General features: G+C 69.6%; 26 protein-coding genes and 2 tRNA genes. 17 read left to right on the forward strand and 11 right to left on the reverse strand.

All coding sequences use genetic code 11. From position 1 onward, the window contains the following. Positions 1-239 precede the first annotated feature (239 nt). The 5 genes from VA596_RS32270 (at position 240) to VA596_RS32290 (ending at position 2,392) form a co-directional block, all read left to right on the forward strand. The gene (locus VA596_RS32270) at positions 240-503 is read left to right on the forward strand and encodes a hypothetical protein (protein WP_323331995.1); all 264 of its coding nucleotides are present in this window, start codon (positions 240-242) and stop codon (positions 501-503) included. Between the two features lie 151 nt (positions 504-654). Beyond that, a complete protein-coding gene (locus tag VA596_RS32275; RefSeq protein WP_323331996.1) occupies positions 655-1,008 on the forward strand; it encodes a WhiB family transcriptional regulator in 354 nt (117 codons plus the stop codon). Continuing rightward, positions 1,005-1,256 (forward strand): hypothetical protein, encoded by a 252-nt coding sequence (locus VA596_RS32280; RefSeq protein WP_323331997.1) that lies wholly within the window; start codon positions 1,005-1,007, stop codon positions 1,254-1,256. Before VA596_RS32275 ends, VA596_RS32280 begins: the two co-directional genes overlap by 4 nt. An 81-nt stretch (positions 1,257-1,337) precedes the next feature. Continuing rightward, entirely contained in the window at positions 1,338-2,210 is an 873-nt protein-coding gene (locus VA596_RS32285) for a class I SAM-dependent methyltransferase (protein ID WP_323331998.1), read from the forward strand. Further along, positions 2,207-2,392 (forward strand): hypothetical protein, encoded by a 186-nt coding sequence (locus VA596_RS32290; RefSeq protein ID WP_323331999.1) that lies wholly within the window; start codon positions 2,207-2,209, stop codon positions 2,390-2,392. Before VA596_RS32285 ends, VA596_RS32290 begins: the two co-directional genes overlap by 4 nt. Before the next feature lie 593 nt (positions 2,393-2,985). On the opposite strand, the gene VA596_RS32295 is transcribed toward VA596_RS32290, so the two are convergent. The 3 genes from VA596_RS32295 to VA596_RS32305 form a co-directional block, all read right to left on the reverse strand. Beyond that, positions 2,986-3,873, reverse strand: coding sequence for a hypothetical protein (locus tag VA596_RS32295; protein WP_323332000.1), 888 nt, complete (start codon positions 3,871-3,873; stop codon positions 2,986-2,988). A 162-nt stretch (positions 3,874-4,035) separates the two neighbouring features. Then, complete coding sequence (locus tag VA596_RS32300) at positions 4,036-5,376, reverse strand: ABC1 kinase family protein (protein WP_323332001.1); 1,341 nt, start codon at positions 5,374-5,376, stop codon at positions 4,036-4,038. Between the two features lie 60 nt (positions 5,377-5,436). Then, positions 5,437-6,483, reverse strand: a complete 1,047-nt coding sequence (locus VA596_RS32305) for a hypothetical protein (RefSeq protein ID WP_323332002.1) — start codon at positions 6,481-6,483, stop codon at positions 5,437-5,439. 230 nt (positions 6,484-6,713) lie between these two features. Between VA596_RS32305 and VA596_RS32310 the strand changes: the two genes are divergently transcribed. Then, on the forward strand, positions 6,714-7,223 hold the full coding sequence (locus VA596_RS32310; protein WP_323332003.1) for a M48 metallopeptidase family protein: 510 nt from the start codon (positions 6,714-6,716) through the stop codon (positions 7,221-7,223). Positions 7,224-7,825: 602 nt separating this feature from the next. On the opposite strand, the gene VA596_RS32315 is transcribed toward VA596_RS32310, so the two are convergent. Next, positions 7,826-9,181: a zinc-dependent metalloprotease gene (locus VA596_RS32315; protein ID WP_323332004.1), complete on the reverse strand. Its 1,356-nt coding sequence runs from the start codon at positions 9,179-9,181 to the stop codon at positions 7,826-7,828. A 101-nt stretch (positions 9,182-9,282) separates the two neighbouring features. Here VA596_RS32315 and VA596_RS32320 point away from each other — a divergent pair, with 101 nt between their 5' ends. After that, a complete protein-coding gene (locus VA596_RS32320) occupies positions 9,283-10,389 on the forward strand; it encodes a YlbL family protein (RefSeq protein ID WP_323332005.1) in 1,107 nt (368 codons plus the stop codon). A gap of 3 nt (positions 10,390-10,392) precedes the next feature. On the opposite strand, the gene VA596_RS32325 is transcribed toward VA596_RS32320, so the two are convergent. After that, positions 10,393-10,944 (reverse strand): PPA1309 family protein, encoded by a 552-nt coding sequence (locus VA596_RS32325; protein ID WP_323332006.1) that lies wholly within the window; start codon positions 10,942-10,944, stop codon positions 10,393-10,395. Between the two features lie 144 nt (positions 10,945-11,088). On the opposite strand from VA596_RS32325, the gene VA596_RS32330 reads away from it, so the two are divergent. Together VA596_RS32330 and VA596_RS32335 are read left to right on the forward strand one after the other, a co-directional pair. Then, positions 11,089-14,082: a UPF0182 family protein gene (locus VA596_RS32330; RefSeq protein ID WP_323332007.1), complete on the forward strand. Its 2,994-nt coding sequence runs from the start codon at positions 11,089-11,091 to the stop codon at positions 14,080-14,082. 67 nt (positions 14,083-14,149) lie between these two features. Then, positions 14,150-14,223: transfer RNA gene (locus VA596_RS32335), tRNA-Met, on the forward strand. 135 nt (positions 14,224-14,358) lie between these two features. Here the strand turns inward: VA596_RS32335 and VA596_RS32340 are convergent. Next, the gene (locus tag VA596_RS32340; protein WP_323332008.1) at positions 14,359-15,780 is read right to left on the reverse strand and encodes an FAD-dependent monooxygenase; all 1,422 of its coding nucleotides are present in this window, start codon (positions 15,778-15,780) and stop codon (positions 14,359-14,361) included. Positions 15,781-15,872: 92 nt separating this feature from the next. On the opposite strand from VA596_RS32340, the gene VA596_RS32345 reads away from it, so the two are divergent. The 8 genes from VA596_RS32345 to VA596_RS32380 all read left to right on the forward strand — a co-directional run bounded on the left by VA596_RS32345 (position 15,873) and on the right by VA596_RS32380 (position 21,814). Next, on the forward strand, positions 15,873-16,451 hold the full coding sequence (locus VA596_RS32345; RefSeq protein ID WP_323332009.1) for a TetR/AcrR family transcriptional regulator C-terminal domain-containing protein: 579 nt from the start codon (positions 15,873-15,875) through the stop codon (positions 16,449-16,451). 77 nt (positions 16,452-16,528) lie between these two features. Then, positions 16,529-16,605, forward strand: a tRNA-Met gene (locus VA596_RS32350). A 379-nt stretch (positions 16,606-16,984) separates the two neighbouring features. Beyond that, the gene (locus VA596_RS32355; RefSeq protein ID WP_323332010.1) at positions 16,985-17,485 is read left to right on the forward strand and encodes a PadR family transcriptional regulator; all 501 of its coding nucleotides are present in this window, start codon (positions 16,985-16,987) and stop codon (positions 17,483-17,485) included. Between the two features lie 63 nt (positions 17,486-17,548). Continuing rightward, on the forward strand, positions 17,549-18,652 hold the full coding sequence (gene prfB, locus VA596_RS32360; protein ID WP_323332011.1) for a peptide chain release factor 2: 1,104 nt from the start codon (positions 17,549-17,551) through the stop codon (positions 18,650-18,652). 111 nt (positions 18,653-18,763) lie between these two features. Continuing rightward, entirely contained in the window at positions 18,764-19,453 is a 690-nt protein-coding gene (gene ftsE, locus VA596_RS32365) for a cell division ATP-binding protein FtsE (RefSeq protein WP_323332012.1), read from the forward strand. Between the two features lie 45 nt (positions 19,454-19,498). Next, the gene (gene ftsX / locus VA596_RS32370; RefSeq protein WP_323332013.1) at positions 19,499-20,392 is read left to right on the forward strand and encodes a permease-like cell division protein FtsX; all 894 of its coding nucleotides are present in this window, start codon (positions 19,499-19,501) and stop codon (positions 20,390-20,392) included. Positions 20,393-20,438: 46 nt separating this feature from the next. Beyond that, on the forward strand, positions 20,439-20,921 hold the full coding sequence (gene smpB, locus VA596_RS32375) for an SsrA-binding protein SmpB (RefSeq protein WP_323332014.1): 483 nt from the start codon (positions 20,439-20,441) through the stop codon (positions 20,919-20,921). Further along, positions 20,918-21,814: an amidohydrolase family protein gene (locus VA596_RS32380; RefSeq protein ID WP_323332015.1), complete on the forward strand. Its 897-nt coding sequence runs from the start codon at positions 20,918-20,920 to the stop codon at positions 21,812-21,814. The genes smpB and VA596_RS32380 overlap by 4 nt, the downstream gene beginning before the upstream one ends. Here VA596_RS32380 and VA596_RS32385 read toward each other — a convergent pair. The 5 genes from VA596_RS32385 to VA596_RS32405 form a co-directional block, all read right to left on the reverse strand. Next, a complete protein-coding gene (locus tag VA596_RS32385; protein ID WP_323332016.1) occupies positions 21,804-23,138 on the reverse strand; it encodes an acyltransferase family protein in 1,335 nt (444 codons plus the stop codon). The genes VA596_RS32380 and VA596_RS32385 overlap by 11 nt on opposite strands. Before the next feature lie 110 nt (positions 23,139-23,248). Continuing rightward, positions 23,249-23,482, reverse strand: coding sequence for a hypothetical protein (locus tag VA596_RS32390; protein ID WP_323332017.1), 234 nt, complete (start codon positions 23,480-23,482; stop codon positions 23,249-23,251). A 119-nt stretch (positions 23,483-23,601) separates the two neighbouring features. Beyond that, on the reverse strand, positions 23,602-24,243 hold the full coding sequence (locus tag VA596_RS32395) for a response regulator transcription factor (RefSeq protein ID WP_323332018.1): 642 nt from the start codon (positions 24,241-24,243) through the stop codon (positions 23,602-23,604). Between the two features lie 39 nt (positions 24,244-24,282). Further along, positions 24,283-25,419 (reverse strand): sensor histidine kinase, encoded by a 1,137-nt coding sequence (locus tag VA596_RS32400; RefSeq protein WP_323332019.1) that lies wholly within the window; start codon positions 25,417-25,419, stop codon positions 24,283-24,285. Continuing rightward, positions 25,416-26,090, reverse strand: a complete 675-nt coding sequence (locus tag VA596_RS32405; RefSeq protein ID WP_323332020.1) for a sensor domain-containing protein — start codon at positions 26,088-26,090, stop codon at positions 25,416-25,418. The genes VA596_RS32400 and VA596_RS32405 overlap by 4 nt, the downstream gene beginning before the upstream one ends. Positions 26,091-26,244: the final 154 nt, after the last annotated feature.

Genomic DNA, 26,244 nt, shown 5'->3' on the forward strand with positions numbered 1-26,244 from the left:
GGAAGGTCCTGATGATCTTGATGTGGTCTTGACCGCGTCGGGACCATGATCCACGCGGCGAACCCTCTGCTCAGGGGCGATCTTCGTAACTTCGAGGATTTTCCCGTAATTAAGTTGCCCCGGTGTGGTGAGGGGCAATAACCTGCCAGTACCGAGCCGGAACGGCTCGGCTGGGGATCCACGTGAGTGCCGCTCCGTGGCCACGTGTGCAGAGTACAGACGAAGGAGGTGCCGGTGAAATGACCATCAATCTGACGCTCACGAACCCGGGCACCCGTCTGTCCTGCGCCGCGGAAGTTGCGGCTGCTTCGCGCCCGGGCACCGGTGTGCCCGTGAGCGCGCACGGGATCCGTGGCACGCGCCGCGTCATGCGGACGTGGGCCACCGGCGATGTCGTCGTCTTCGGGATCGAGGGCGGCGTTCTCGCCGCGTACCCGCAGGCCGATCTGCCGACCATCAAGCAGTTCCGTGTTCCGTTGTCGATACGGGAGCGAAGTTCCTGACCCAGTCAGGACACTGAGGCTCACGAAGGCCGCGGAACCGGAAAACCCGGATCCGCGGCCTTCGTGTTTTTGGCTGCACAACCCAAGAGGAACAGCTTTGCCCAGCCCCATGTCTCAAACCGAAACCCGTACGACACAAGGAGGAACTCACATGTCTTCGGCCATCGCCTACACCGCGGGTGAGGCAATATTCGCCGACCTGCTCGACCCCGTCACCGTCCCGGACGTGGCTCTGCCCTGCCGCTCGGGCGACGCGGACCTCTGGTTCGCCGAGTCCCCGGCCGAGCTCGAGCGCGCCAAGGCGTCCTGCGCCGACTGCCCGGTTCGCGAGGCCTGCCTGGCCGGCGCGCTGGCCCGGCGTGAGCCGTGGGGCGTCTGGGGTGGCGAGATCTTCGAGCGCGGTGTCGTGATCGCGCGCAAGCGGCCCCGTGGCCGTCCGCGCAAGAACGCCACCGTCGAGCCCGCCGCCGCCAAGAGCGGCGACCACCGGAGCGCCGCCGCATGAGCGTCGAACCGGTCACCACGAGGGATCACGAAGCACGCACGCGCGTGCAACTGCAGCTGACGAAGACCGAGATCGAGGAGATCAGCGAGATGTTGCTTTACGAAGAACTGTCCAGGGCCCGAATACGGGATCTGGAGGAAGGGGTCCGCGCCCAGCGGGCCCGAGGTAGCGCCCGTGCCGTCCGCCGGTGGAGCCGAGTAGCCCGATGGGCGGCTCAGCGAGCGGAGCGGTACCAGAACCAGAGCTGAGCGCAGGCCCCTGCCGCCTTCGGGTGGCAGGGGCCTTCGTGCTGGGTTTCCGCTGGTCGGGTGGCGGTGTTGAATGGGGTGATGTCCGTACACACCCACGACGACATCGACTGGGCGGATCGCCTCGCCCAGCTGCGCATGGCCGACACCCTCGACGCCGAAGCGCTGGCGCCCGTCGCACGGCGGCTCCTTTCCGGGTCGGCCGCGCGGCCGACCGTGGTCGACGTCGGGTGCGGCGCCGGTGGGATGAGCGTGCACTTCGCGCGCGAACTCGCCCTCGGCGACGGGGGCACCGTCGTGCTGCTCGACGCCACGCCCGCGCTGCTCGCCGAAGCGCGGCGGGCGGTGGGCGCGGTTGCCGGCGAGCGCGTCGAGGTCGTCGGCGTGCACGGCGACCTCGCCGACCCCCGGCTGGCCGACCGGGTGCCCGCGGCCGACCTCGTCTGGGCGTCCGGCGTGGTGCACCACGTCGGCGATCAGCAGGCCGCCCTGCGGACCTTGGCCGGGTTGCTGCGGCCGGGTGCGGTGCTCGCCATTTCCGAAGGCGGGCTCGAAATGCGTTGCCTCCCTTGGGATCTCGGGATCGGACGGCCCGGTCTTGAGCAACGGTTGCTCGCCGCACGGGCCGAGTGGTTCGCCGGGATGCGTGCCGGGATCGCCGACAGCGTCGCCATGCCCTACGGCTGGCCGCGCGCCCTTCGCGAGGCCGGGCTCGAGGACGTCGAGTCGTTCGGTGCGCTCATCGACCACCCGATGCCGGGATCGGACCGGCTGCGCGAGTACGTGGTGCACCGCGTCGGCTGGCTCGCCGAGTCGGTGGGCGACCGGCTCGACACCGACGATCGCGCGACCATCGCCGCCCTCGTCGATCCGGACGGCCAGGACTTCCTCGGCAACCGCACTGACCTGTACCTGTTCGGCGCCAAGGCGATCCACAGTGGACGCTCGCGGTGAGCACGCCCGAACCCGTCGGCTGCACACGCTGTGGACGCACCCGAAGCCCGGACGACGACCCGGCTACGGCGCTCGCCTGGGTGTCCACCCGCGAGCGCGGCACCGTGCGGTGGCTGTGCCCGGACTGCGCACGGCAGCACGTGCGCGACATCGAGGGCAAGCTGCCGGACGAGTACTGGTGAGCCTCCTGGCTGGTGTCGTGGAGCCGTGTCGAACGCCCGGCCTCGCCGCCAGCCGGGGCTGTTCATGCTGCGCCGCCGATCGTGGGTAGGGGTAGCGCGGACTCGGAGCCGCGGCTCGTCGCTTGCCGGCACCGGTCATGCCACGCCTCCGATCGAGGTCAGGGGCAGCACCTGGCCTCGAGGACGATGGGGATCCGGGCGCTGCTCGCTGGCGAGGTCATGCCGCACCTCCGAGGGAGGCCAGGGTCGGCCTCCGGACTCGCAGTCGAGGGGTGGTCCCGGCGGGGCACGGCTGCTGCTCGCTGGCGAGGGTCATGCCGCACCTCCGAGCGAGGCCAGGGTCAGCCTCCGGATTCGCAGTCGAGGGATGGTCCCGGCGGAGCAGTGCTGCTGCTTGCCGATGGGAGTCACGCCGCGCCGCCGATCGGTGAGTAGGGGCAGCGCGGACTCGGAACCGAGGAGCGATCCCGGTGGCTTGGCCTGTCCCTGCCGATAGGTGCATTCCGCGCCGCTGATCGTGGGCGGGGTCAGCGCCCGACTTGGGGCCGCGGGGTGGTCCCGGCGGGGTGCGGTTCGCCGCCTGCCGACGCTGGTCATGCTGCGCCTCCGATCGAGGGGTGGGTCAATGCGCGGACTCGGGGGCGAGGGGTGCGGGCTGCGTCGCCGTAGGCCTGGACCAGCTCCTTCGCCACGTCGCGGGGGACCTTGCGTAGCTGGTGGACCGTGCAGCGGACCAGGACTATGCCCGTCGCCGCCAGGGCCAGGTGTGAGAAGCCGCCGGCGGTGCCTGGGCCGCAGCGGTATTGCCAGGCCAAGCCGATCTCGTCCCACCACGCGTCGGCCTCGCCGATGCGGCGGCCGCGGCGGTCGCAGATCGTGACGTCCCAGGCCGGCGGTGGGAGCAGCGCCGCGTCGAGGACTCGCGTTGCCAGGCCGTGCGCCCGGATCGGGCCCTCGTCGAGGCGGCGCAGCACCTTCCGCACCGCCGACGAGCCACGCTGGGGACCCGCCTCGAGCTCGGCCAGCAGCTGCTGCCGGTCGCACAGGCCCCAGTAGAGCGGCAGCGTCAGCAGCTGCCGGATCTGTGCTGGGTCGGACTCCGCCCTCGCCAGGTCGAGTGCCGCGCGGGCCGGCGGGGCGAACGGCAGGCCGTCCACCAGCACCGGGTCCGGCATCCGGGACGTCCGGGTCGCGCGGATCCCCGACCTGGCCGTGACGCGGCAGAAGTCAGGCACCAGCAGCTCGATTTCGCCCGCCGCCGGGCACTTCACGCCGTGGGCCCGCAGGGCGTCGGCGCCGGTGATCACCACCTTCGACCCGTACCGCACGATCGCGGCGTGCAGCAGGTGCTGCCGGGTCGGATTGGTGTTGCGCAGCAGGACGACACCGGGGTGCAGGCGGCGCCACGGCCCACCGGGGCCGCAGAGCCGCCGGGTTCTTCGATCGGACACTCCGGCCCTGCGTAACTGTTCGAGGTTCATCACCTCGCACGTGTCAGGATTACCGAGGGCGAGTGGATCGGTGCGATGAGTAGCGGTCATGAACCGAGCATGACCGCTCCGCCAACCGGGTGGAACCCCGTTTCCCGCAGCTGTGGACAACTCGCCCGGAATCCACCGTTGGCGGCCCGGCCTGTGGACAACTCAGGCAGCGAAACCGGGCTGCCAGCGCTCCACGATGGCTCGCGCCGGGATCTCCGCGTCGAGCTGGCAGAGGATGCCGGTCGAGCCCGCCGTGACCCGGTGGATCATCAGGTACTCGGGCGGCAGGTTGAGCGAGCGCCCCACGCGGAAGTCGTTTCCGCGGCTGTCGCCGACCCGCCAGGCCTGCCGCTGCATCCACTTGCGCGTGAAGTGGAACGTCGGCTCGGCCAGCGGCTCGGTGAACGGCGCCAGGTAGGCGAGCACCTCGTCCGCGGACAGGTCGCTGTCCGGCCGGATGAACCGGTTCTCCCGCAGCAGGCGCATCAGGTCGGCGGACTCGCCGTCGAGGGCCAGCCGGGTCATCTCGCCCAGGTGGCGGGGGATGCCCTCGGGCAGGCGCGCCACGCCTCCGAAGTCGATGACGCACAGCCGCTCGTCGGGGGTGATCATGAAGTTGCCCGGGTGCGGGTCCGAGTGCAGCAGGTGGACGCGCTCGGGGGAGGAGTAGTGGAACTCCGCCAGCAGCCGGCCGGCCAGGTTCCGCGTCTCGCGGTCGCCATCGGCGATCACCGTCGACAGCGGCGTGCCGCTGACCCACTCCGTCACGACGACCTTGGGCGCGCTCGCCACGACGCGCGGCACCAGGATGCCGGGGTCACCCTCGAACGCCTTCGCGAAGGCCCGCTGGTGCTGGGCCTCGGACTGGTAGTCGAGCTCCTCGTTCATCCGCGCGGCGAGCTCGGCCAGCAGCGGCTTGACCTCGGTGCCGGGCACGAACGCCTGGAACAGCCTGCTGAACCGCTGCAGCTGCCGCAGGTCGCTGCGCAGTGCCTCGTCGGCCCCCGGGTACTGGACCTTGACCGCGACCTCGCGGCCGTCGTGCCAGACCGCGCGGTGCACCTGGCCGATGCTCGCGGCCGCTGCCGGCTGGTCGTCGAACGAGGTGAACCGGCCGGCCCAGCCGCGGCCGAGCTGCTCGGCGAGCACCCGGTGGGTCTGCCGGGCCGCCATCGGCGGCGCCGCGGCCTGCAGCTTCGTCAGAGCTTCGCGGTAGGGCTTCGCCATGTCGTCCGGCACCGCCGCCTCGAACACGCTCAGCGCCTGGCCGAACTTCATCGCCCCGCCCTTGAGCGTGCCGAGCACCTCGAACAGCTGCTCGGCGGCCTTCGCCGAGAGCGCGGCGTTCACCTGCTCCGCGCTCTGGCCCGCGAGCCGCTTGCCCCAGCCGCCCACCGCCCGCCCGGCGATCCCGAGCGGGAGGCTGGCGAGCTTGGCGGTGCGGGCCGCACCCTTGCTCGGCATCGCGGTGTCACGATCGGCGGCGTCGCGGAAGTCGGTCACCTCGTCGATTCTGCCTTGCGCGCACGGCCACGCGCAGCCCGCTCGCGGCGTCTTAGTGGGCTACGTCTCCTGTGGTGGGGGAGGCGGACCACATCCGCACCTCGGGTGTGGTGGCCAGCCGCGGTGGCGGATGCGGCCGTCGAAGGCGTCGATCTCGAGGGTCGCGTTCCACGACGGTGGCGCCAGCTCGTGCGGTGAGAGCACCCGCATGGCCTGCGCGACGGCCAGCGACGCGCACGCCTGGACCGCCCCGAGGTCGGGCCGCTGGTGCCGCCCGGCGAGCTGACCGGCGACGCGCGGCCAGCACGGGTCGAGATCGGTCCGGTGCAGGTCGGCGCAGCGCAGGCACGAACTGCGACCCGGCACCACCAGCGGTCCGACGATGCCGGTCCCGTCGCGCACCCGGACCGCCAGGTGCGGAACGCCGTCCTCCATCAGCTCGGCGACGACCTCCGGTGCGGGCACGATCGCGTCGGTGAGCAGCACCAGGTCGGGGTACCGGTCGTGGAGCCGGGTGACGCGGACCCGCGGGTCGACCCGGCGGAGCAGCTCGGCGACGGCCTGGCCGCGGGGACGGCCCAGGTCCGCGTCGGTGAACCCGGTGCCGACGTCGTGTTCGGTCACGACGCCGGGCAGCCGCGGCTCGACGTGCCCGATGCCGGCGTTGGCCAGCAGCACGGCGACGGCGACCGCCAAGCGGCCGTCACCGTGCACGGAGATCGCCGTCGTGCGCCGCCGGTCGGTCAGCGCGGTCTGGTGGTGGCGGGCCCGCAGCGACCACATACCGGTTTCGCCGCGGGGGCCGGCGGCGCCGGGTGGGCCGGCTTCGGTGACCAGGCCGAGGGCGGTCAGCTGGAGCAGGAGCGTGCGCAGCTGATCACGGTGTTCGCTCTCGGCGAGCAGGACCCGCTCGACGGGGTGCTTGCCGTCGAGCAGGCGCAACCGCGTGACGAGGTTCGCGGGCAGGCCTTCGATGGCCACGCCGTGGCGCGGGTCGAGGCCGATCTGGATCTCGTCCGGGCCGCGTTCGAGCACCGTCAGGCCCGGGAGCAGGGCGGGAAAGGCGGGCAGCAGCACCGGTGGCATGTCCGCGGTCGAGAGGAGCATGTCCGCAGGATCGCACCCGCCGCCGACCCGGAAGCCCCGAAAGAACCCGGAACGGCCGAGTTGTCCACAGGTGGGAGTAGTTGTGGACAACTCACGGCTGTGACCTTAAGGCGCTCGGGATTGTCGGTGGGTGGCCTTACCGTTGTCGAGTGGTCGAAGCACGGATGCCCTCACTGAGGGGCCGGGGGGAAACGAACCCCCCGTCGGACACACCTGAACACAAGGTCGAAGTGCGGCGCAGCCAGCGCCGGCACCGGACGGTCACCGCGTACTGGAACGACGACACGCTCGTCGTGCTCATCCCGGCGCGGATGACGAGGGCGGAGGAGAAACACTGGGTCGCCGAGATGGAGCGCAAGCTGCAGCGCTCGGAACCACGTCGGCCGGCGTCCCCCAAGGCGTCGGACGAAGCCCTGCTGGCGCGGTGCGCGCAGCTGTCGGGCAAGTACTTGGGCGGCACCGCGGTGCCGGCGAGCGTCCGCTGGGTGCCGCCGATGCGCACGAGGTGGGCGTCCTGTACCCCGGTCGACGCGACCATCCGGGTCAGCGACTTCCTGCGGAAGGTCCCGCCCTGGGTGCTGGACTACGTCCTGGTGCACGAGCTGGCGCACCTGCGCGAGCCCGGGCACGACGCGGCGTTCTGGGCGCTGGTGCAGCGGTACCCGAAGGCGGAACGCGCGATCGGGTACCTGGAAGGGCTGTCGGCGGCAGCCGGGTGGGGGATCTCCACCGAGGACTGACCGGGTGATGGTTCCGGACGGAACCGGGGTGATTCGCTGGTGCGGGTCACCCCGGTTCTTTCTGCTCGGGTGCCTGGTGGTCGGGTTTGTGCGGGGGCCGGAGGGCGGCTTGGTGCGTTGGTGGCCGGTCGCGTGCTTGCGGGTCGGTTCGCGTATCTGGGCGGACGACTCGCGTGCCTGGGCGGGCGGCACGGGTGCTTGGTTTGGGCGACCGCGTACTTGACGGTCGGCTTCCGCGGCCGGGGAACCGGTTTGCGTGCCTGGCGGGCTGACTCGCGTGCCTGGGCGGACGACTCGCGTATCTGGGCGGACGACACGCGTACCTGGATGGACGACACACGTGCCTGGATGGACGACTCGCGTAGCCAGGGGGCGGCTTGCGCGGTGGGTCGGCTTGCGCACCTTGAGTCAGTTCGCGTGCCTAGGCGGACGACTCGCGTGTCTGGAGGGTCGGCTCGCGTGATTGTGGGGTCGACACGTGTGACTGGGAGGTCGACACGTGTGATTGGGGGGTCGACACGGTAGGTGGGTCGACACGGTGGGTCGGTGGGAAGCAGACCGGGCGTCTCGCTTTGCGAGACGCCCGGTGGTGAAGCTGCTGCTCAGTCGGTTGGTGGGTCGTCCGTGGACGGGGGGTTGGACTTCTCCCGCTCTTCGCGCTCGGTGCGCTCCAGCTCGGCGATCGGGTCCAGGTCGTCCAGGGAACCGGACTCGCCTACTCGGGCCGAGAAGTCCAGGGGCTCGTCCAGGTCCTCGGCCGTCGGCATCAGGTCCGGGTGGGACCACAGGGCGTCGCGCTTCTCGATGCCGTGTTGCTCGCCCACCATGTTCCAGAGCGTCGACGCCGCGCGCATGCGGCGGGGGCGCAGCTCCAGGCCCACCAGGGTGGCGAACGTCTGCTCGGCCGGGCCGCCGGTCGCGCGGCGGCGGCGCAACGTCTCGCGCAGGGCGTCCGCGCCCGGGAGACGATCGCCGACCGCCTCGGCCACCACCACGTCGACCCAGCCCTCGACCAGGGCCAGCAGCGTCTCCAGGCGGTTCAGCGCGCCCTTCTGCTCCTCCGTCGTCTGGGGCTCCAGGAGCCCCGACGACATGGCCTCTTCGATGCTCGCCGGGTTCGCCGGGTCGATCTGGCCGGCCAGGGACTCCAGCGCCGACGTGTCGACCGAGATCCCGTGGGCGAACTCCTCGACCGTCGCCAGCAGCCGCTGGCGCAGCCACGGCACGTGGGTGAAGAGCCGCTGGTGGGCCGCCTCGCGGGCGGCCAGGAAGACGAGGATCTCGCTGTTCGGTAGCTCCAGGCCTTCGGCGAACTTCTCGATGTTCGCCGGCAGCAGCGCCGACGTCCCGGCCGGGGCCAGCGGCAGGCCGATCTCGCTGGAGGTCAGCATCTCCGACGCGAGTTGGGCCAGCGCGCTGCCGAGCTGGGAGCCGAAGGCCATTCCGCCCATCTGCCCCATCATCTGCATCAGGGGGCCGGCGGCCTGCTTGGCCTCCTCCGGCAGCGCCTGCATCCACGCGCCCGAGATCTGCTGGGCGACCGGGTCGCAGAGCCGCTGCCACGTCGGCAGGGTCTTCTCCACCCAGGTGCGCGGTGACCAGGCGACCGTCGACGTCGCGCCCGCGGGCAGGAACGTCGCGGGGTCGAGCCACATCTCCGCGAGGTGGGCGGCGTCGCGCACGGCGGCGTTCGAGTCGTCTCCACCCGAGAACCCGAGCTTGCTCTCGCCGGTGTTGCCGGCGCTGCCCAGGTTCTGCAGGGCGATCTGCTTGGCGAGGTCGTAGTTCACCGGCCCGCTGGAAGTACCGGCCTGACTGAGCATCTGGCCCAGTTGGCTCAGCATCTGACCGAGCTGGTTGAAGGCCTCGGCGCCGGACTGCTGCCCGCCCTCCGAGGGATCGTTCTCACCTCGTTTGTCGGGATCGGAAGGTCCGAAGCCGAACGGGGGTTTGCTCATGGGTCCACCGTACGCGGGTCGGGCGCCCCGGAGCGCGTCAACCGGACCCATGTGCGTGGCCTTCACCGAGAAGCGAACACGGTCACCGTACGCTGTCGGGCGTGACCAAGTCCTCCGAGGAGACAGCCCCCGCGACGAGCCTGCCGGAACCGCCGTCGGAGCCGGCCGGAGAGACCCGGCGGATGACCCGCCGGGGCTGGACGCTCGTGGTCAGCGGCTCGCTGTTCCTGGTGTTCGTCGTGCTCGGCTCGGTCGTGCCGGTGCCGTTCGTGGCGATCAGCCCGGGCCCGACCTACGACACGCTCGGTCGCGACGCGGCCGGCAACCCGGTCATCCAGGTCGCCGGTCACCAGACCTTCCAGACCACCGGCGAGCTGCGGATGACGACCGTCTCCCTGCACGACGGCGTCACCCTGTTCCAGGGCCTCGGCTTCTGGGCGAGCGGCCGGTACGCGCTGGCGCCGCGCGAGGAGTACTTCAAGCCGGGCGAGACGAACGAACAGGTCAAGCAGGAGAACATCCAGCAGCTGCAGGACTCGCAGACCAACGCCCAGGTCGCCGCGCTGCGCAAGCTCGGCTACCCGGTGAAGGTGGTGGCGAAGGAGATCGTCTCCGGCAGCCCCGCCGACCACGTGCTCGCGCCGGGCGACAAGCTGATCACGGTCAACAACAAGAAGGTCGCCGAGGCCGGGGACGTCCGGGCCGCGCTGGCCGGCACCCTGCCCGGCCAGACCGTCCAGATCACCTTCCAGTCCGACGGCCAGCCGGAGCGGACCGTGCCGCTCACCCTCGCCTCGCGTCCGGACCGCAAGGAGGGCTTCATCGGCCTCACCGCGGTCGACCGCGCCGACGCGCCGTTCAACGTGACGATCTCGCTGCAGGACGTCGGCGGCCCGTCGGCCGGGCTGATGTTCACCCTCGCGATCATCGACCGGCTCCAGTCCGGCGACCTGGCCGGCGGGCGGCACATCGCCGGCACCGGCGAGATCACCGAGACGGGTGAGGTCGACCCGATCGGCGGGATCTCGTTCAAGGTCGTCGGCGCCCGGGAAGCCGGCGCGACCGACTTCCTCGTGCCCGAGCACAACTGCGCCGAGGCCAAGACCACCGCGCCGGCCGGGCTGAACCTCATCAAGGTGTCCACACTGGACGACGCGCTCGCCCAGCTGGCCAACCTCAAGGCGGGACGGCCGACCGCGTCGTGCTGAGCGTCAGGGCAGCAGGGTCGCCTTCAGCGCTTCGACCAGGTTCGGGGCCAGGTCCGGGCTTTCCACGATCTCGTCGACCGTCTCGTCGCCGTCCTCGGCCGTGCCGATCCCGCGCAGGCGCATGACGCACGAGCGCTCGCCGTCGCGCAGCACCGCGGCCACCAGCCGGGCTTCGGTCCGCTGGGGGTGGTCGGCGGCGGCGCGCCGCAGGCTGTCCGCGTCCGCCTCGGCGACGTCCGGCAGCTCCGACTCCGAGCCCGGCGGCAGCACGATGATCTCCTGCGCCAGCGCGCACCCGATCACCAGATCGGGCCAGGCGATCCGGCCGAGTGCCTCGGCCAAGTCGCCGTCGGGCAGCGCCTCCTGCGCCACCGGCGTCAGCGGGTTCGCCCGGTCCAGCTGCCCGGCCAGCTCCGGCTGCTCGTCCAGCAGCGCCGCCGTCGGCACCAGGGCGAACAGCTGCGGCGGCTGGTCCCAGCCGGCCGCGGCCATGAAGTCCTCGATCTCACGGGCGAGTGCGGCGACACCGGGGACGGCCGGGTGCGGTTCGTTCATGCGCACATGGTGGCAGGCGCCCCGCGCGACGCCGTCGCGAGTCCGGTTTGGGCGGGTCCCGGGAACTTCACCCGGCATCCGTAGAGTTAGGGAATCAGGGGGCGCTCGCGCCTCCGCAAGCATTGACGAAGACAGGAGCGTGTCGTGGCGACTCGGCCCCCGGTGAGCCTGCCGAAGCTGTCCCGGCGCAGCCGGATCCTCCTCATCATCGCCGCGGTGATCGTGCTCGCGCTGTTGCTGGGGGCCCGCCTGCTGGACACGTACGTCGACTGGCTGTGGTTCGGCGAGGTCGGCGCGCGGTCGGTGTTCACCACCCAGGTGATCACGCGCGTCATCCTGTTCTTCGCCGTCGGGTTGCTCGTCGGCGGCGCACTCGCGATCAGCCTGATGATCGCCTACCGCACACGCCCGGTGTTCGTGCCGATCTCCGGCGCCGACGACCCGCTGGCGCGCTACCGCTCGGCGATCGTCGCCCGGATCCGGCTCTTCGGCATCGGCATCCCGGTGCTCACCGGCCTGATCGCCGGCCTGTCCGCCCAGGGCGACTGGCAGGTCGTGCAGCTGTTCCTCAACGGCACCACCTTCGGCCAGACCGATCCCGAGTTCGGCAACGACGTCGGCTTCTACGCCTTCAGCCTGCCCTTCTGGAACTGGCTGCTCGGCTGGCTGTTCATCACCGTCGTCATCTCCTTCTTCGGCGCGCTGATCTCGCACTACGTCTTCGGCGGCATCCGGCTCGCCGGCAAGGGCGGCCAGCTCGCTGGCCCGACCCGCGCGCAGCTCGCCATCACGGTCGGTCTCTTCGTGCTGCTGAAGGCCGCCGAGTACTTCTTGGACCGGTACAACCTGCTGTTGTCCGACCGGGGCGCGCCATTGTTCATCGGCGCCACCTACACGGACCTGAACGCGGTGCTGCCCGCCAAGCTGATCCTGCTGTGCATCTCGGTGATCTGCGCGATCGCGTTCTTCGCCGGCGCGTTCCTGCGCAACCTGCAGCTGCCGGCCATCGCGCTCGTGCTGCTGATCCTGTCGAGCATCCTGGTCGGCGTCGCCTGGCCCGCCATCCTCGACCAGTTCTCGGTCAAGCCCAACGCGAACGAGAAGGAAGCGACGTCCATCCAGCGCAACATGGACGCCACCCGCAAGGCGTTCGGCCTGACGGACGTCCAGTACCAGCAGTACTCGGGCAAGTCCGACGCGACCGCGAGCGAGGTCAAGGCCGACACCGGGACGATGTCGAACATCCGGCTGCTCGACCCGAACGTCCTTTCCGACACGTTCACCCAGCGCGTCGGCCGTGAGAACTTCTACGGCTTCCCGGCCAAGCTGGACATCGACCGCTACACCGTCGGCGGCACCACGCAGGACTACATCGTCGCGGCCAAGGAGATCAAGACCGAGGGCCTGACCGGCAACCAGACCAGCTGGATCAACAAGCACCTCGTCTACACCCACGGCAACGGCTTCGTCGCCGCCCCGGCCAACACGATCGACCGCGCGGTCAAGGACGCCAACTCCGACGGCGGCTACCCGATCGCCACCACCAGCGACACCCAGAACCCGACCGGCGCCGGCGCCAACGGCAACGCCCCCGGCATCGAGGTCAAGGAACCCCGCATCTACTACGGCGAGCTGTCCGCCGCGGACTCCGACTACGCCATCGTCGGCGGCACGTCGGGCAACGCGCCCGGCGAGTACGACACCGCCACCGACCGCTACACCTACAAGGGCACCGGCGGCGTCCCGATCGACAACTGGTTCAACCGCCTCGCCTTCGCCGCCGAGTACGGCGAACGCAACATCCTGTTCTCCGACGCCATCGGCGACAACTCCAAGATCATGTACAACCGCGACCCGCGCGAGCGCGTCAGCAAGGTCGCGCCGTGGCTGACCCTCGACGGCGACCCGTACCCGGCGGTCGTCGACGGCAAGATCCAGTGGATCATCGACGGCTACACCACCATCAACAACTTCCCGTACTCGCAGCAGACGCAGCTCGGCGCGGCCACCAACGACTCCCTCAACGGCGTCGCCCGCCAGGGCAACAGCTCCATCAACTACATCCGGAACTCGGTCAAGGCCACGGTCGACGCCTTCAACGGCACCGTGAACCTGTATTCGATCGACGACAACGAACCGGTCCTCAACGCCTGGGAGAAGGTCTTCCCCGGACTCGTGAAGCCCAGTTCCGACATCTCCCCGGACCTGCGGTCCCACTTCCGCTACCCCGAGGACCTCTTCAAGATCCAGCGTGAGCTCCTGTCCCGCTACCACGTGAGCAACCCGCAGGAGTTCTACTCCCAGCAGGCCTTCTGGAGCGTCCCGCAGGACCCGACGGCCGAAGGCGGCGCCAACCCGGCCGCGGCCGGGGCCGCCAACCAGCCCGGTTACTACGTCCTGGCCGACACGCCGGGCCAGACGAAACCGACGTTCCAGCTGACCAGCTCCCTGACCGGTCTCCAACGCCAGTACCTCGCGTCCTGGATGACGGTGTCCTCCGACCCGCAGGACTACGGCAGGATCCGCGTCCTCCAGCTACCCAGCGCGGCCACCGGGGCGACCCAGGTCGACGGCCCGGTCCAGGTCCAGAACCGGTTCCAGAGCGATCCACGCGTCGCGCAGGACCGCACGCTGTTCAACAACCCCAACGTCATCCCCATCTACGGCAACCTGATCACGCTGCCGGTCGCCGAAGGGTTCCTCTACGTCGAACCCGTCTACATCCGGCAGCGCAACCAGAACAGCTACCCGCAGCTGGCCCGCGTCCTCGTCTCCTACGGACCCAAGGTCGGCTACGGCGCCACCCTCCAGGAAGCCCTCGACCAGGTCTTCGGCGCCGGCACCGGAGCGGCCACCACCACACCGCCCCAAGCCGGCCAGCCCACGACGACCACCCCGACGACGACGCCGACCACAACCCCGCCCAACACCGGCGGCGGCAACGCGGCCCTCGACAAGGCGGCCGCCGACATCGAATCGGCCATCACCAAGCTCCAGGCCGCCCAGAAATCCGGCAACTTCGCCGACCAGGGCGCGGCCCTCGCCGCCCTCGACGCGGCCGCGAAGGCCTACCAGGCAGCCAAGGCACAACCGGCCACAACACCCACGACGACACCCACCAGCCAGCCCGGCGGGTGACGTCCATTACCCAACGGCCCCCTGCTTTGCGCCTCCCGGAAACCAAGGCGTAAAGTAGGGGACACGACGCGGGGTGGAGCAGCTCGGTAGCTCGCTGGGCTCATAACCCAGAGGTCGCAGGTTCAAATCCTGTCCCCGCTACAGAGGTTGGGAGGGGTGTGCTGGCGGAAAGCGCCAGCACACCCCTCCTTCGCATTTGCCCCTGGGGGTCGAACCCCCAGACCCCCGCCAGGGGGGCTTCGCCGCCCCTGGACCCCCCTTCGGGTGGTTCCGTTGTCAGGCCAGCCAACTCTTCGTCTCTCCCGTTGTGTTTGCTACGTAGCCGTCTGGGCGGATTAGGGCCCTTGTGACGTCGTGCCAGGGGAGTTCGTCTACCTGGGCTACTTCTACTTCTGGGTGGGGTTTTTCTGTTGGTTGGGTTGTCAGTAGGACGAACTTTCCTTTGTGGAACCAGGTGCTTGCGTGGCCTTCTTTTGTTTTGAAGTCTGGTAGGCGGGTTCCTGTTGCTGGGTGGTCCTTGTCTTTTCTTGGGTAGGTGATGCTCAGGCCTGAGACTAGGCCTGACAAGTGGTGTTGGGCTTCTGGGAGTTCTGATAGTGCTCTAAAGATTGTTCGTAGGGCTAGTAGTTCTGGGGTTGCTGGGATCAGGGCTGACTGGGCTGCTACGTTTTGTATTACTGCTTCGGCTACTGGGCGGCGTTCTTGTTCGTAGGTGTCCAGTTGGCCTTGTGGTGCTCGTCCTTTTATTTGTGCTGCTAGTTTCCAGCCTAGGTTCATGGCGTCTTGGATTCCCAGGTTGAGGCCTTGGCCTCCTGCTGGGAAGTGGGTGTGGGCTGCGTCGCCGGCCAGGAATACTCGGCCTGCTCGGTAGCTTGCGGCCAGTCTTGAGTCGTCTCCGAAGCGGGATGCCCAGCGGATCTCTTCGACCTTCGTCTCTTCGCCGTACGTCTTGGTGATCACGTCGCGGACTTCTTCGTCCGTCACCTCGGCTCGGAGGTTTGCCGGGCGGTTCAAGCGGTCTCCGTAGGCCAGGCGGTACAGGTTCGGCTCCGACAACGGGATCAGGCCCGTGTACTTGCCGATGCCGTCCGTGGTGACGATGTTGCGCATCGAGCGCCACTCGCTTTGGGCTCCCGGTGGGGTGGCCGCGAACCGGACGTCCGCCACCACTCCGTGGCCCCGGCCGTCGATCCCTTCGAACGGCAGCCCCAGTGCTTTGCGGACTGTGCTTCTTCCGCCGTCGCAGCCGGCCAGGTAGGACGCTCGGATCCGGGTGTCTGACGTGGTGACTGTGACGCCGTCGGCGTCCTGGGTGAACGCTGTCAGTGCTTGGCCTCTGAGGACCTCGACGTCCTGTTCCGCCAGTCGCTCCTCCAGCGCCGCCTCCACCTGGACTTGGGGGATGGCCAGTTGGTACGGGTGGCGGGTGTTCCAGCTCGCGTAGCTCACCGGGATCATCGCGAAGTGGCCCTCGGGCACCGTTGCGAATGATCGCTCCTCCGCTCGGCCCAGCAGGCCTCGGAGGTCCAGGACCTCCGCTGTACGTGGCTGGAGGTTCAGGGCCTTGGACAGGCCCGTGCGCTCCGGCAGGCGCTCCAGAACCACGACGTCCACGCCGGCCAGTGCCAGTTCGTTCGCCAGCATCAGGCCCGTCGGGCCGGCTCCGGCGATCACCACCTCGGTGGTCAGCTCGTTCACGGTCTCCCCTTAACAACGTTAAATTGACGTACCCCGAGAGTGCCCTTAACATCGTTAAGCTGTCAAGCGCGGGAGCTGAGGAGATCTTCACCATGGGCCTGACCAGGCGGGACATCGCCCGCGCCGGGCTGAAGCTGCTCAACGAGGTCGGGCTGAACGGGCTCACGCTGCGGCTCATCGCCGCCGACCTCGGGGTCAAGGCGCCGGCGCTCTACTGGCACGTGAAGAACAAGCAGGAACTGCTCGACGAGATGGCGACGCAGATGTACGCCGACGCGGACCGGGAGCCACCGGAGCCGCTGGAGGAGTGGGACGCCGTCGCGTACCGCGCCCGGGCCCTGCGCCGGATGATGCTGGCCCACCGCGACGGCGGGAAGGTCTTCGCCGGGACCTACCTCGGCGACCTGAGCCTGGTCGGGGAGCACCCGTTCCGCCGGAGCATCGACGCCGGGCTGGACGAGCGCCGGGCCGGGCAGGTGCTGTTCACCGTCTACAGCTTCGTCGTCGGGTTCACCATCGAAGAGCAGGCCGTCTACCCGATGCCGGGGCAGCTGGACGAGCGCTACCGCGGGGCGCCGGGCGGCGAGGTGCTCCGGAACGTCGACGACCGGTTCGAAGACGGCCTGGAGATCGTCCTCGGCGGGGCGCGTCAGTGGCTCGGGCAGGCATAACCCCAGGTCAGCGGCTTTGGCACCCCCCTGTAAACGCCTTGAACGCACCGTGTAATCTTTCTCAAGTACCACAACGGCGCGGGGTGGAGCAGCTCGGTAGCTCGCTGGGCTCATAACCCAGAGGTCGCAGGTTCAAATCCTGTCCCCGCTACCATCAGGAGGCGCGTTCTCGGGAAACCGGGAACGCGCCTCTTTTGTCATGTTCGGACGACTTTCGCCGCCGACTTTTCCGCGAAACTGTCGAATCGCTACGGATTCCGCCATGTGAACTCTGTTTTCGGGTGGTAGCGGTGCGTGTCCACAGTGGGCCAGCCGGGGAGGGGTGCCTCGAGAACTCACCTGCCTGGTGGTTGTGAGGACCGTCCGGATGCGGCTGGTCGGACCAATGTGGCGCCACAGTGGTAGCGCTGCGTGTCCGAGGTCCACTGTGGACCAGAGCGGATTGGGCCGAACGAGGGGATCTCACTAGCCACAATGGACAGATCCGCTGACCACTGTGGACACAGGCGCCGATAAGTGGGAATGTAGAGGACGTGTCCGAATTGAATGCAACAGCCGCCGCCCTGCTCGGTCTGCTCCACGACGGTCCCGCCACCGGTGGGCAGCTCGTCGCGGGCGCCGGTGAGCGCTTCGGTGCCTTCTTCAGCGTCACCCGCAGTCAGGTGTACCGGGAGCTCCCGGCGCTGTCCAAGGAAGGTCTCGTCCGGCTCGGCAAGCAGGGCCCGCGCTCCAGCCAGCAGTACCTGATCACCGCGGCCGGCAAGAAGGCCTTCAAGGCCTGGCTGACGTCCGAGGCCGGTCCCGACCACCTGCGCAGCCCGCTGATCCTGCGGCTCGTGCACGCCGGGTCGTTGACCGCGAAGCAGCGCGTGTCGCTCCTCGAGACGGCCCGCACCAGCTACGGCCAGCAGCTCGACGACGCGAAGACGGCCACGAAGTCGGCCGAAGGGCCTTACGAAAAGGCCGTCGCCGAGTTCGCCCAGGCTCAGGCCAAGGCCGCGCTGAAGCTGCTCGACGCCATCCCGTCGGCCTGAGGTTCGACCGCCCACGACCGGTGCTCGCGACCGGTCGTGGGTTTTGCCGTAACCTCGACAAACGTGAGTGATGAGTTCGACGCGGCGCTGAAGGACCTGACCGGCAAGCTGACGCAGATCGAGTCGGTGATGGACCTCGACGCTTTGCGCGCGCAAGTGGCCGACTTGGAGAAGCAGGCTTCGAGCCCCAACCTCTGGGACGACCCGGAGGCGGCGCAGAAGGTGACGAGCCAGCTGTCCCATCGGCAGAGCGAGCTGCGGCGGGTCGGTGAACTGCGCCAGCGGCTCGACGACCTCGGCGTGCTGTACGAGCTCGCCGGGGACGAGGGTGACGCCGGCAGCATGGGTGAGGCCGAGAGCGAGCTGGCCGAACTGGGCAAGGCCATCGACGGCCTCGAGGTCCGCACCCTGCTCTCCGGCGAGTACGACGACCGCAACGCCGTCGTCACCATCCGCTCCGAGGCCGGCGGCGTCGACGCCGCGGACTTCGCCGAGATGCTGCTCCGCATGTACATGCGCTGGGCCGAGCGCCACGGGTACCCGACCAACGTCTACGACATCTCCTACGCCGAAGAGGCGGGCATCAAGTCGGCGACGTTCACGGTGACCGCGCCCTACGTCTACGGCACCCTCTCGGTCGAGCAGGGCACCCACCGGCTCGTCCGGATCTCGCCGTTCGACAACCAGGGCCGCCGCCAGACCTCCTTCGCACACGTCGAGGTGCTGCCGGAGGTCGAAGAGGTCGACCACGTCGACATCGCGGAGAAGGACATCCGCGTCGACGTCTACCGGTCGTCCGGCCCGGGCGGGCAGAGCGTCAACACGACCGACTCCGCGGTGCGCATCACGCACCTGCCGACCGGCATCGTCGTCTCCTGCCAGAACGAGAAGTCGCAGCTGCAGAACAAGGCCGCCGCGCTGAAGGTCCTCCAGGCCCGGCTGATGCTGCGCAAGAAGGAAGAAGAGCGCGCCGAGATGGACGCGCTCAAGGACGGCGGCTCCAGCTGGGGCAACCAGATGCGCTCCTACGTGCTGCACCCGTACCAGATGGTCAAGGACCTCCGGACCGACTTCGAGGTCGGCAACCCGTCGGCGGTGCTCGACGGCGAGATCGACGGCTTCCTCGACGCCGGCATCCGCTGGCGGAAGCAGTCGGCGGCCGTTTAACGGCGCAAGGGGTGTTCGCGCGACCGCTCACCGTGCGCAAACGCCCCTTGCTCCACCCGGGTGGCACAGGCAACCGGGGCTTCACGAGACCGGTGGGTAGTATGCCGAATCGTGATCCGGCTCGAAGAGGTTTCCAAGGTCTACAAGACCTCGACGCGGCCCGCGCTCGAGCGGGTGTCCGTCGACATCGAAAAGGGTGAGTTCGTCTTCCTCATCGGTCCTTCGGGATCGGGGAAGTCGACCTTCCTCCGGCTGCTGCTGCGCGAAGAGACGCCGAGCAAGGGCCGCGTGATGGTGTCCAACTTCGACGTCGCCAAGCTGGCCCGCCGCCGGGTCCCCCGCCTGCGGCAGACCATCGGCTGCGTCTTCCAGGACTTCCGCCTGCTGGCCAACAAGACCGTGGCCGAGAACGTCGCGTTCGCCCTCGAGGTCATCGGCAAGCCCGGCCCGACCATCAAGAAGGTCGTCCCCGAGGTGCTCGAGCTCGTCGGCCTCGACGGCAAGGCGGACCGGCTGCCCAACGAGCTCTCCGGTGGTGAGCAGCAGCGCGTCGCGATCGCGCGCGCGTTCGTGAACCGGCCGCTGGTGCTGCTCGCCGACGAGCCGACCGGGAACCTGGACCCCGACACCAGCCAGGACATCATGCTGCTGCTGGAGCGGATCAACCGCACCGGCACGACCGTCCTGATGGCGACCCACGACCACGGCATCGTGGACTCCATGCGGCGCCGCGTCGTCGAGCTGCAGCTCGGCCGGGTGGTCCGCGACGACGCCCGCGGCGTCTACGGCATCGGCCGCTGACCGCCCACCCCCGCACGCCCCCGACCCCAAGGACCTGCACCCGACATGCGCGCCAGTTTCGTCTTCAGTGAGGTAATCACCGGCCTGCGCCGGAACATCACGATGACCATCGCGATGATGCTGACCACGGCCGTGTCGCTCGCCATGCTCGGCGGCGGCCTGCTGGCCGTGCGGACGATCGACAAGATGAAGTCCAACTTCCTCGCCGACGTCGAGGTTTCGGTCTACCTCACCGACGACATCAGCGCGAACGACAAGAACTGCACCCAGTCGCTGTGCCAGTCGCTGCGCTCGGACCTGCAGGGCAACGACGGCGTCGAGTCGGTCGTGTTCGAGAACCGCGACCAGGCCTTCGACCGGTTCAAGAAGATCTTCGAGAGCCAGCCGGAGCTGGTCGCCCTCACCGGGCCCGAGTCGCTGCCCGCTTCGCTGCACGTGAAGCTGAAGGACCCGGACCGCAGCGAGTCGATCGTGCAGGCCTACAGCACCAAGCCGGGCGTGCGGAAGGTCGACGACCAGAAGAAGTTCCTCGACCGCGTGTTCAACGCCTTCAACGGTGTCCGCAACATGGCCTTCGGTGCCGCGCTCATCATGGCCATCGCCGCGCTGCTGCTGATCGCGAACACGATCCAGGTGTCCGCGTTCACCCGGCGCACCGAGGTCGGCATCATGCGGCTGGTCGGCGCGACGCGCTGGTACACGCAGCTGCCGTTCCTCCTGGAGGCGGTGGTCGCCGGCGTGGTCGGCGCGGTCCTCGGGATCATCATGCTGGTGCTCACCAAGGCGAGCTTCCTCGACTCGGTGTTCACCGGCGACGTGTTCCCGAAGATCACCATGCTGGAGCTGCTGTTCCCGGTCGCGCCGATCCTGCTCGGGGTGTCCGTGGTGATCTCCGCGCTCACCGGTTACGTCACGCTGCGCCTGTACGTGCGGCACTAGGTTTAACCAGCTGCTCGTCGTTTCGAGAATCACGTAGAGTGGTCGTATGCCCAAGGAACGTGGCCAGAAGGTGATCGTGTCGAACCGCAAGGCGCGGCACGATTACTCCATTCTCGACACCTACGAGTGCGGTCTCGTGCTCGTCGGCACCGAGGTGAAGAGCCTGCGCGAGGGCAAGGCGTCCCTGGCGGACGCGTTCGCGACCGTCGACGACGGCGAAGTCTGGCTGCGCAACGTGCACATCCCGGAGTACACGCAGGGCACGTGGACCAACCACACCCCGCGGCGCACCCGGAAGCTGCTGCTGCACCGGCGGGAGATCGAGAAGCTCATCGGCAAGACCAAGGAGAGCGGGCTCTCGCTGGTACCGCTGTCGATGTACTTCAAGGACGGCAAGGTCAAGGTCGAAATCGCGCTGGCGAAGGGCAAGAAGGCCTACGACAAGCGGCAGACGCTGGCCAAGCGGGACGCCGAGCGGGACATCAGCAAGGCGATGGGGCGCGCGCTGAAGGGCCGGTTCACGGAGTGACGGCCGGGCCTGCCGACGACGCCGACGTCGCACGCTGGACGTCTTCGCTCGGCCTGCCGGGCCTGGTCGACCTGCACGTCCACTTCCTGCCGAAACCGGTGATGGACAAGGTCTGGGCGTACTTCGACCGGGCCACCACGCACTACGGCACCGAGTGGCCGGTGCACTACCGCACCGACGAGCAGGACCGGATCGCCACGCTGAAGACCCTCGGCGTGACGCGGTTCGCGCCGCTCGTCTACCCGCACAAGCCGGGAATGGCGCAGTGGCTGACCGAGTGGGCGCTGGAATTCGCCGCGCGCGTCCCGGACGCCGTGCCGACCGGGACGTTCTACCCCGAGCCGGGCGCGGGGTCCGCTGTGGACAGTGCGCTGCGGGCGGGTGCTCGTGTCTTCAAGGCGCACGTCCAGGTCGGCGCGTACGACCCGCGTGACCCGCAGCTGACGCCGGTCTGGGGCGCGCTGGCCGACGCGGGCGTGCCCGTGGTCGTCCACTGTGGACACGGTCCGTTGCGGGGCGACTTCACCGGGTTGCAGGTGTTCGAAGAAGTCCTGGAGCGGCACCCGAACCTGACGGCGGTGCTGGCGCACTCGGCGATGCCGGAGTTCGGCGCCGCGTTCGACCTGCTCGCGAAGTACCCGCGGGTGCACCTCGACACGACGATGGTCGGGGTGCCGTTCGCCGAGGCGATGTCGCCGTTGCCGCCGGACTGGACGTCGCGGCTGGCGGACGTCGCCGACCGCGTCGTGCTGGGCACCGACTTCCCGAACATCCCGTACTCCTACGCGACACAGCTGCAGGCGATCGCCGGCTGGGCAGCCGACGATCGCCTGGGGGAGCCGTTCCTGCGGGCCGTCCTGCACGACACCCCGCTGCGGTTGCTCACCGCCTGACGGTGGCCCGTTCCGTGACGGCGACCGCGCGGCCCAGCAGCCGGGTGCCCAGGTCCGTCACCGGGATGTGCTTGCCCGCCAACAGGAACCCGGCCGTCGCGAGCACCACCCACGGCACCGGGCCGTGCGCGATCCCGTCCGAAAGCGGCGCGAAGCCGTGGGCGGCGAGGCCGAGCAGGCCACCCGACACCATCAGCCCGGCCACGATCAGCTGCGGCAGCTTCGCGGTGACGGCGAAGGCGTCGCGCTGCGTCTCGAAGTGGGCGAACAGCCGCAGCAGGCCCAGCAGGACCATGCCGCACACGGCGAACCACGCGGGCGCCATGACCAGCCAGAGCACCGTGCCCGGCGCGGGGGTTTCGTAGCCGAGGCCGTAGACCGTGACGCCCGCCACCACGATCAGCGCCGGCATGTGCCACAGGTAGACGCTCATGAACCGCGCGCCGAGCCAGCTGAGCGCGTTCCCGATGCCCGGCCGCTCGGCCAGCGCGTTGAGCTGCGGGCGGAAGGCGAGCAGCAGGCCGATCTGGCCGACGGCGAGGAAGGCGAGCAGCACGGTCGGCGGGCTCATGTTCGACACCGGCGCCCCGGGCATGCCGATCATGCTGGCCGGGTAGGGGCCGAACGCGACCATCAGCGCGGTGATGCCGAAGCCGGCGGCCGACAGCGTCAGCGCGCCGCGGCGGGTCAGCGAACCGAGGCGGCCTTCGACGTAGTGGAAGCCGAGCTGGTGCACCGCGACCCAGACGAAGATCGCGTTGGCGTAACCGATGTAGCCGAGGTCGTTGAAGCGCGCGACGTCGACGAGCACGCCCGCCACGGCCATCACCAGCGGCACCTTCAGGCCCCAGCGGCGGTGTGCGGCGACCATCACCGGCGTGAGCAGCACGACCAGGACGTACACCGCGAGGAACCACAGCAGCTGCGCGGCGATCGCGCTGCCGACCTGCAACGGCTGCGGCGGAACCCCCATGCCGCGCAGGAAGTCCGGCACGACCAGCCAGACCGCCATCAGCGGCAGCACCGGCACCATCAGGCGCCGGATCCGCGCGGCGAGCCACTTGCGCGGCGACTCGGCGCGGCGCAGCGAGATGAGGTTGGCGGCGCCGCCGGCGAAGAAGACCAGCGGCATCACCTGCGACAGCCAGGTGACGACCCACCAGCCCGGCGTCGCCAGCGCGTTGCCGGTGGCGAGATTGCCGTCGGAGTAGGAGAGCACCGGCATGACCCAGTGCTGGGTGATGACGGCGAGGATGGCCCCCGCCCGGACGACGTCGAGAAACCTGTCCCGGCCGCCTCGTGCGACCCCCTGGCTTGTTTCCATGCAGTAGAGCTTGGCCGCTTCGACCTGCTGGAACAGCGGTGCTGACCGCCCTCTTCGGGGTCCTGTTCACCCCCGCGGCGTGCGGGGGTTCTCCCTACCGCCGGACGGCCTCAGGATTCCCGGATGCCGTCGGGTTCGGCCTCGCTGCGCGAAGGCGCGGCGACCCGGTACTCCCAGCCGTCCTCGGTGAGGCCGAGCTCGTAGCGCGTCTCGATCTTCGGGCCGGCGTGCAGGTGGATGTGCCGGATGACGGTGCCGGGCACCGGCTCGGCGTCCCCGAGCTCCTGGACCCGGCCGTCGAGCGGACCGCCGAAGAAGCGGACGCAGCGGGTTTCGTCGGACATCCGCGCGCTCCTCTCTCCTGCGGGTCCGCTCATGGTAGGTGAGCGGACTCGAAGGCGCCGCCGTCAGAACGGGTGACCCAGCGTCCACCTTACGGGACTTTTGGTCACCGAACGTCCGCTCAGCGGCCGAGATAGGTCAGGACAGCACGGACGCGACGGTGCTCCTCCGCGCTGGCCTCCAGGCCGAGCTTCGAGAAGATGTTGCCGATGTGCTTCTCCACCGCGCCGTGCGACACCACGAGCGAGTTCGCGATCGCCGTGTTCGAGAGGCCCTGGGCCATCAGGCCGAGGACCTCGGATTCGCGGGCGGTCAGGGCGTCCAGCGGGTTGCGGCGGCCGCGGGCCATCAGCTGGGCGATGACGTCCGGGTCGATCGCCGTGCCGCCGTTGGCCACCCGGCGGACCGCGTCGAGGAAGTCCGCGACGTCCGCCACGCGCTCCTTCAGCAGGTAGCCGACCCCGCCGGCGCCGCCCGAGAGCAACTCGACCGCGTACGACTCCTCGACGTACTGCGAAAGCACCAGGACCGGCAGGCCCGGCAGCTCCTTGCGCGCCGCGAGGGCCGCGCGCAGGCCCTCGTCGGTGAACGTCGGGGGCATGCGCACGTCGACGATCGCCAGGTCAGGACGGTGTTCCTGGACCGCGCCGAGCAGGTCGTCCCCGTTGTCGACGGCCGCGACAGTCTCGATGCCCTCGTCGGCGAGCAGGCGGGTCACCCCGGCCCGCAGCAGCACGGCGTCCTCGGCGATGACTACCCGCATCCGGCCCCCAGGTTCGTGGATGAACGGGGTCCAGCCTATTCACCATTCACAGGGGAGGTCAGCCCGGATTACGGTCGGGCCGCCGAGGGGGCTGACCACGGTGATCACGCCGTCGATCGTCGCGGCGCGGTCGGCCAGCCCGGCCAGCCCGCCGCCGGGACGCACCTCGGCGCCGCCGTGGCCGTTGTCGGTGATCTCGACGACGACGTGGTTGTCGGTCCGCCACACCTTCACGCCCGCTTCGGTCGCGCCGGAGTGCTTCGCGATGTTCGTCAGGGTCTCGCCGACGATGAAGTACGCCGTCGTCTCCACCGCCGCCGGCGGCCGCGGGTTCACGTCCACCGTGACGTCCACCGGGATCGGCGACTTCGCCGCCTGCGCCGACAACGCCGCGTCCAGGCCACGGTCGCCCAGCACCGCCGGGTAGATCCCGCGCGCCAGGTCCCGCAGCTCCGAGACCGCGAGCTTCGCGTCCGCGTGCGCCTCGTCGATCAGCTCCCGCACCCCTTCGGGGTCGTGGTCGAACTTCGACTTCGCCCGGCCCAGGCTCATCGCGACGGCCACGAGCCGCTGCTGCGCGCCGTCGTGCAGGTCACGCTCGATGCGGCGACGTTCCGCCTCGGCCGCGTCGACACCCCGCGCCCGCGACGCCTGCAGCCGCTCGGCCTTCTGCTCCAGCCGCTTCGTGCGGTTCGGGCCCAGCAACGCGATCGCCAGCTCCCCGTGCAGCCAGCCCAGCCACGGCGTCACCCACACCGCCATCGGCAGCAGCACGATCGACGCCAGCGCGATCCCGACCTCCACGCACGCCAGCGGGAACGCCGCCATCAGGTACGCCAGGTCCCGCCACGTCGTCGGGTCGCTCAGCCGCACCATCCACCGCCGCAGCAGCGGCTGGCCCTCTTCGTACGGCCGTCGCTCCACCGGCGGCAGCGGCACCCGCAGCATCGTCCCGGCCCAGCTCCGCTCCCGATCCGCCGACCAGCGGACGAAACTCGTCGTCGCCAGCAGGATCGGGAACCCGACCCACACCACCGCCGTGCCGACACCCACCGAAATCCCGGTCACGATCAGCACGAACTGCAGGATCCGGAAGAAGAAGCTCAGGATCATGTACCCGATCGTCCGGGCCGGGTGCGGCCGCGGGTGGTCCAGCTGCTGTTGCTCGGAGCTCATCCCGCCACCAGGTTCTTCTCTTCCGCGTCTTCCCACCAGCGCTCCATCCGACGGCGCTGAGCCACCGTCGGGCCCAGCAGCGCGTTCGCGAGCCGGGCGTGCGTCCCCGCCAGCGCTCTCGTCAGCGCCACCGACAACGCGATGAACAACACCCCCAGCGCCGCCCACGGTAGCGCTTCGACCGTCGAGTCCACGGTCAGCCAGCGCAGATCGTCCGACGGGAAGTAGTACGCCCCACCCGGCAGCCACCGGAAGTAGATCGGCAGCCCGGCCAGCGCCAGGCTCGTCGACCAGAACGCCGTCACCAGCGTGAACTCGATCAGCCCCAGCGGGAACAACACGAAGAAGTACAGCAGGTCACGCCACGTCGACGTGTCCTTCAACCGCGCCTTCCACCGCAGCGACTGCTTGCCGGCGGGCAGCGGCAGGTACGGCAGATCGATGTACCGGTCCAGCAGCGCGTACACCCGCGCCCGCTCCATCCGCGCGGCACCCCGCACCGCGAGCACCAGCAACGCCAGCAGGCCGACACCCACCCACACCACGGCCGTCCCCAGACCGGCCGCCGTGAACGACGTCAGCACCGTGAACGCCGCCACCCCCAACGGCAGGTTCATCAGCAGGAACACCACCGAACCGCCGAACGGCGGATCCCGCCTCTCGCTAGCCATGACCTGGCTCCCTTCATCCCACGATGGCTCCCAGCCTCGCGTTTCCGGAGCGCGTCCGACATGGTGCGCGCGGGCATCCCACCGGTAGGGCTGGCCCTACCCCGGCGGGGAGTAACCGAGTGGCGCCACGCGTTATGATGTACAGGTTGTGTCC

Source organism: Amycolatopsis heterodermiae, assembly GCF_034929455.1.
In the GTDB taxonomy this organism is placed as follows: Bacteria; Actinomycetota; Actinomycetes; order Mycobacteriales; family Pseudonocardiaceae; genus Amycolatopsis; species Amycolatopsis heterodermiae.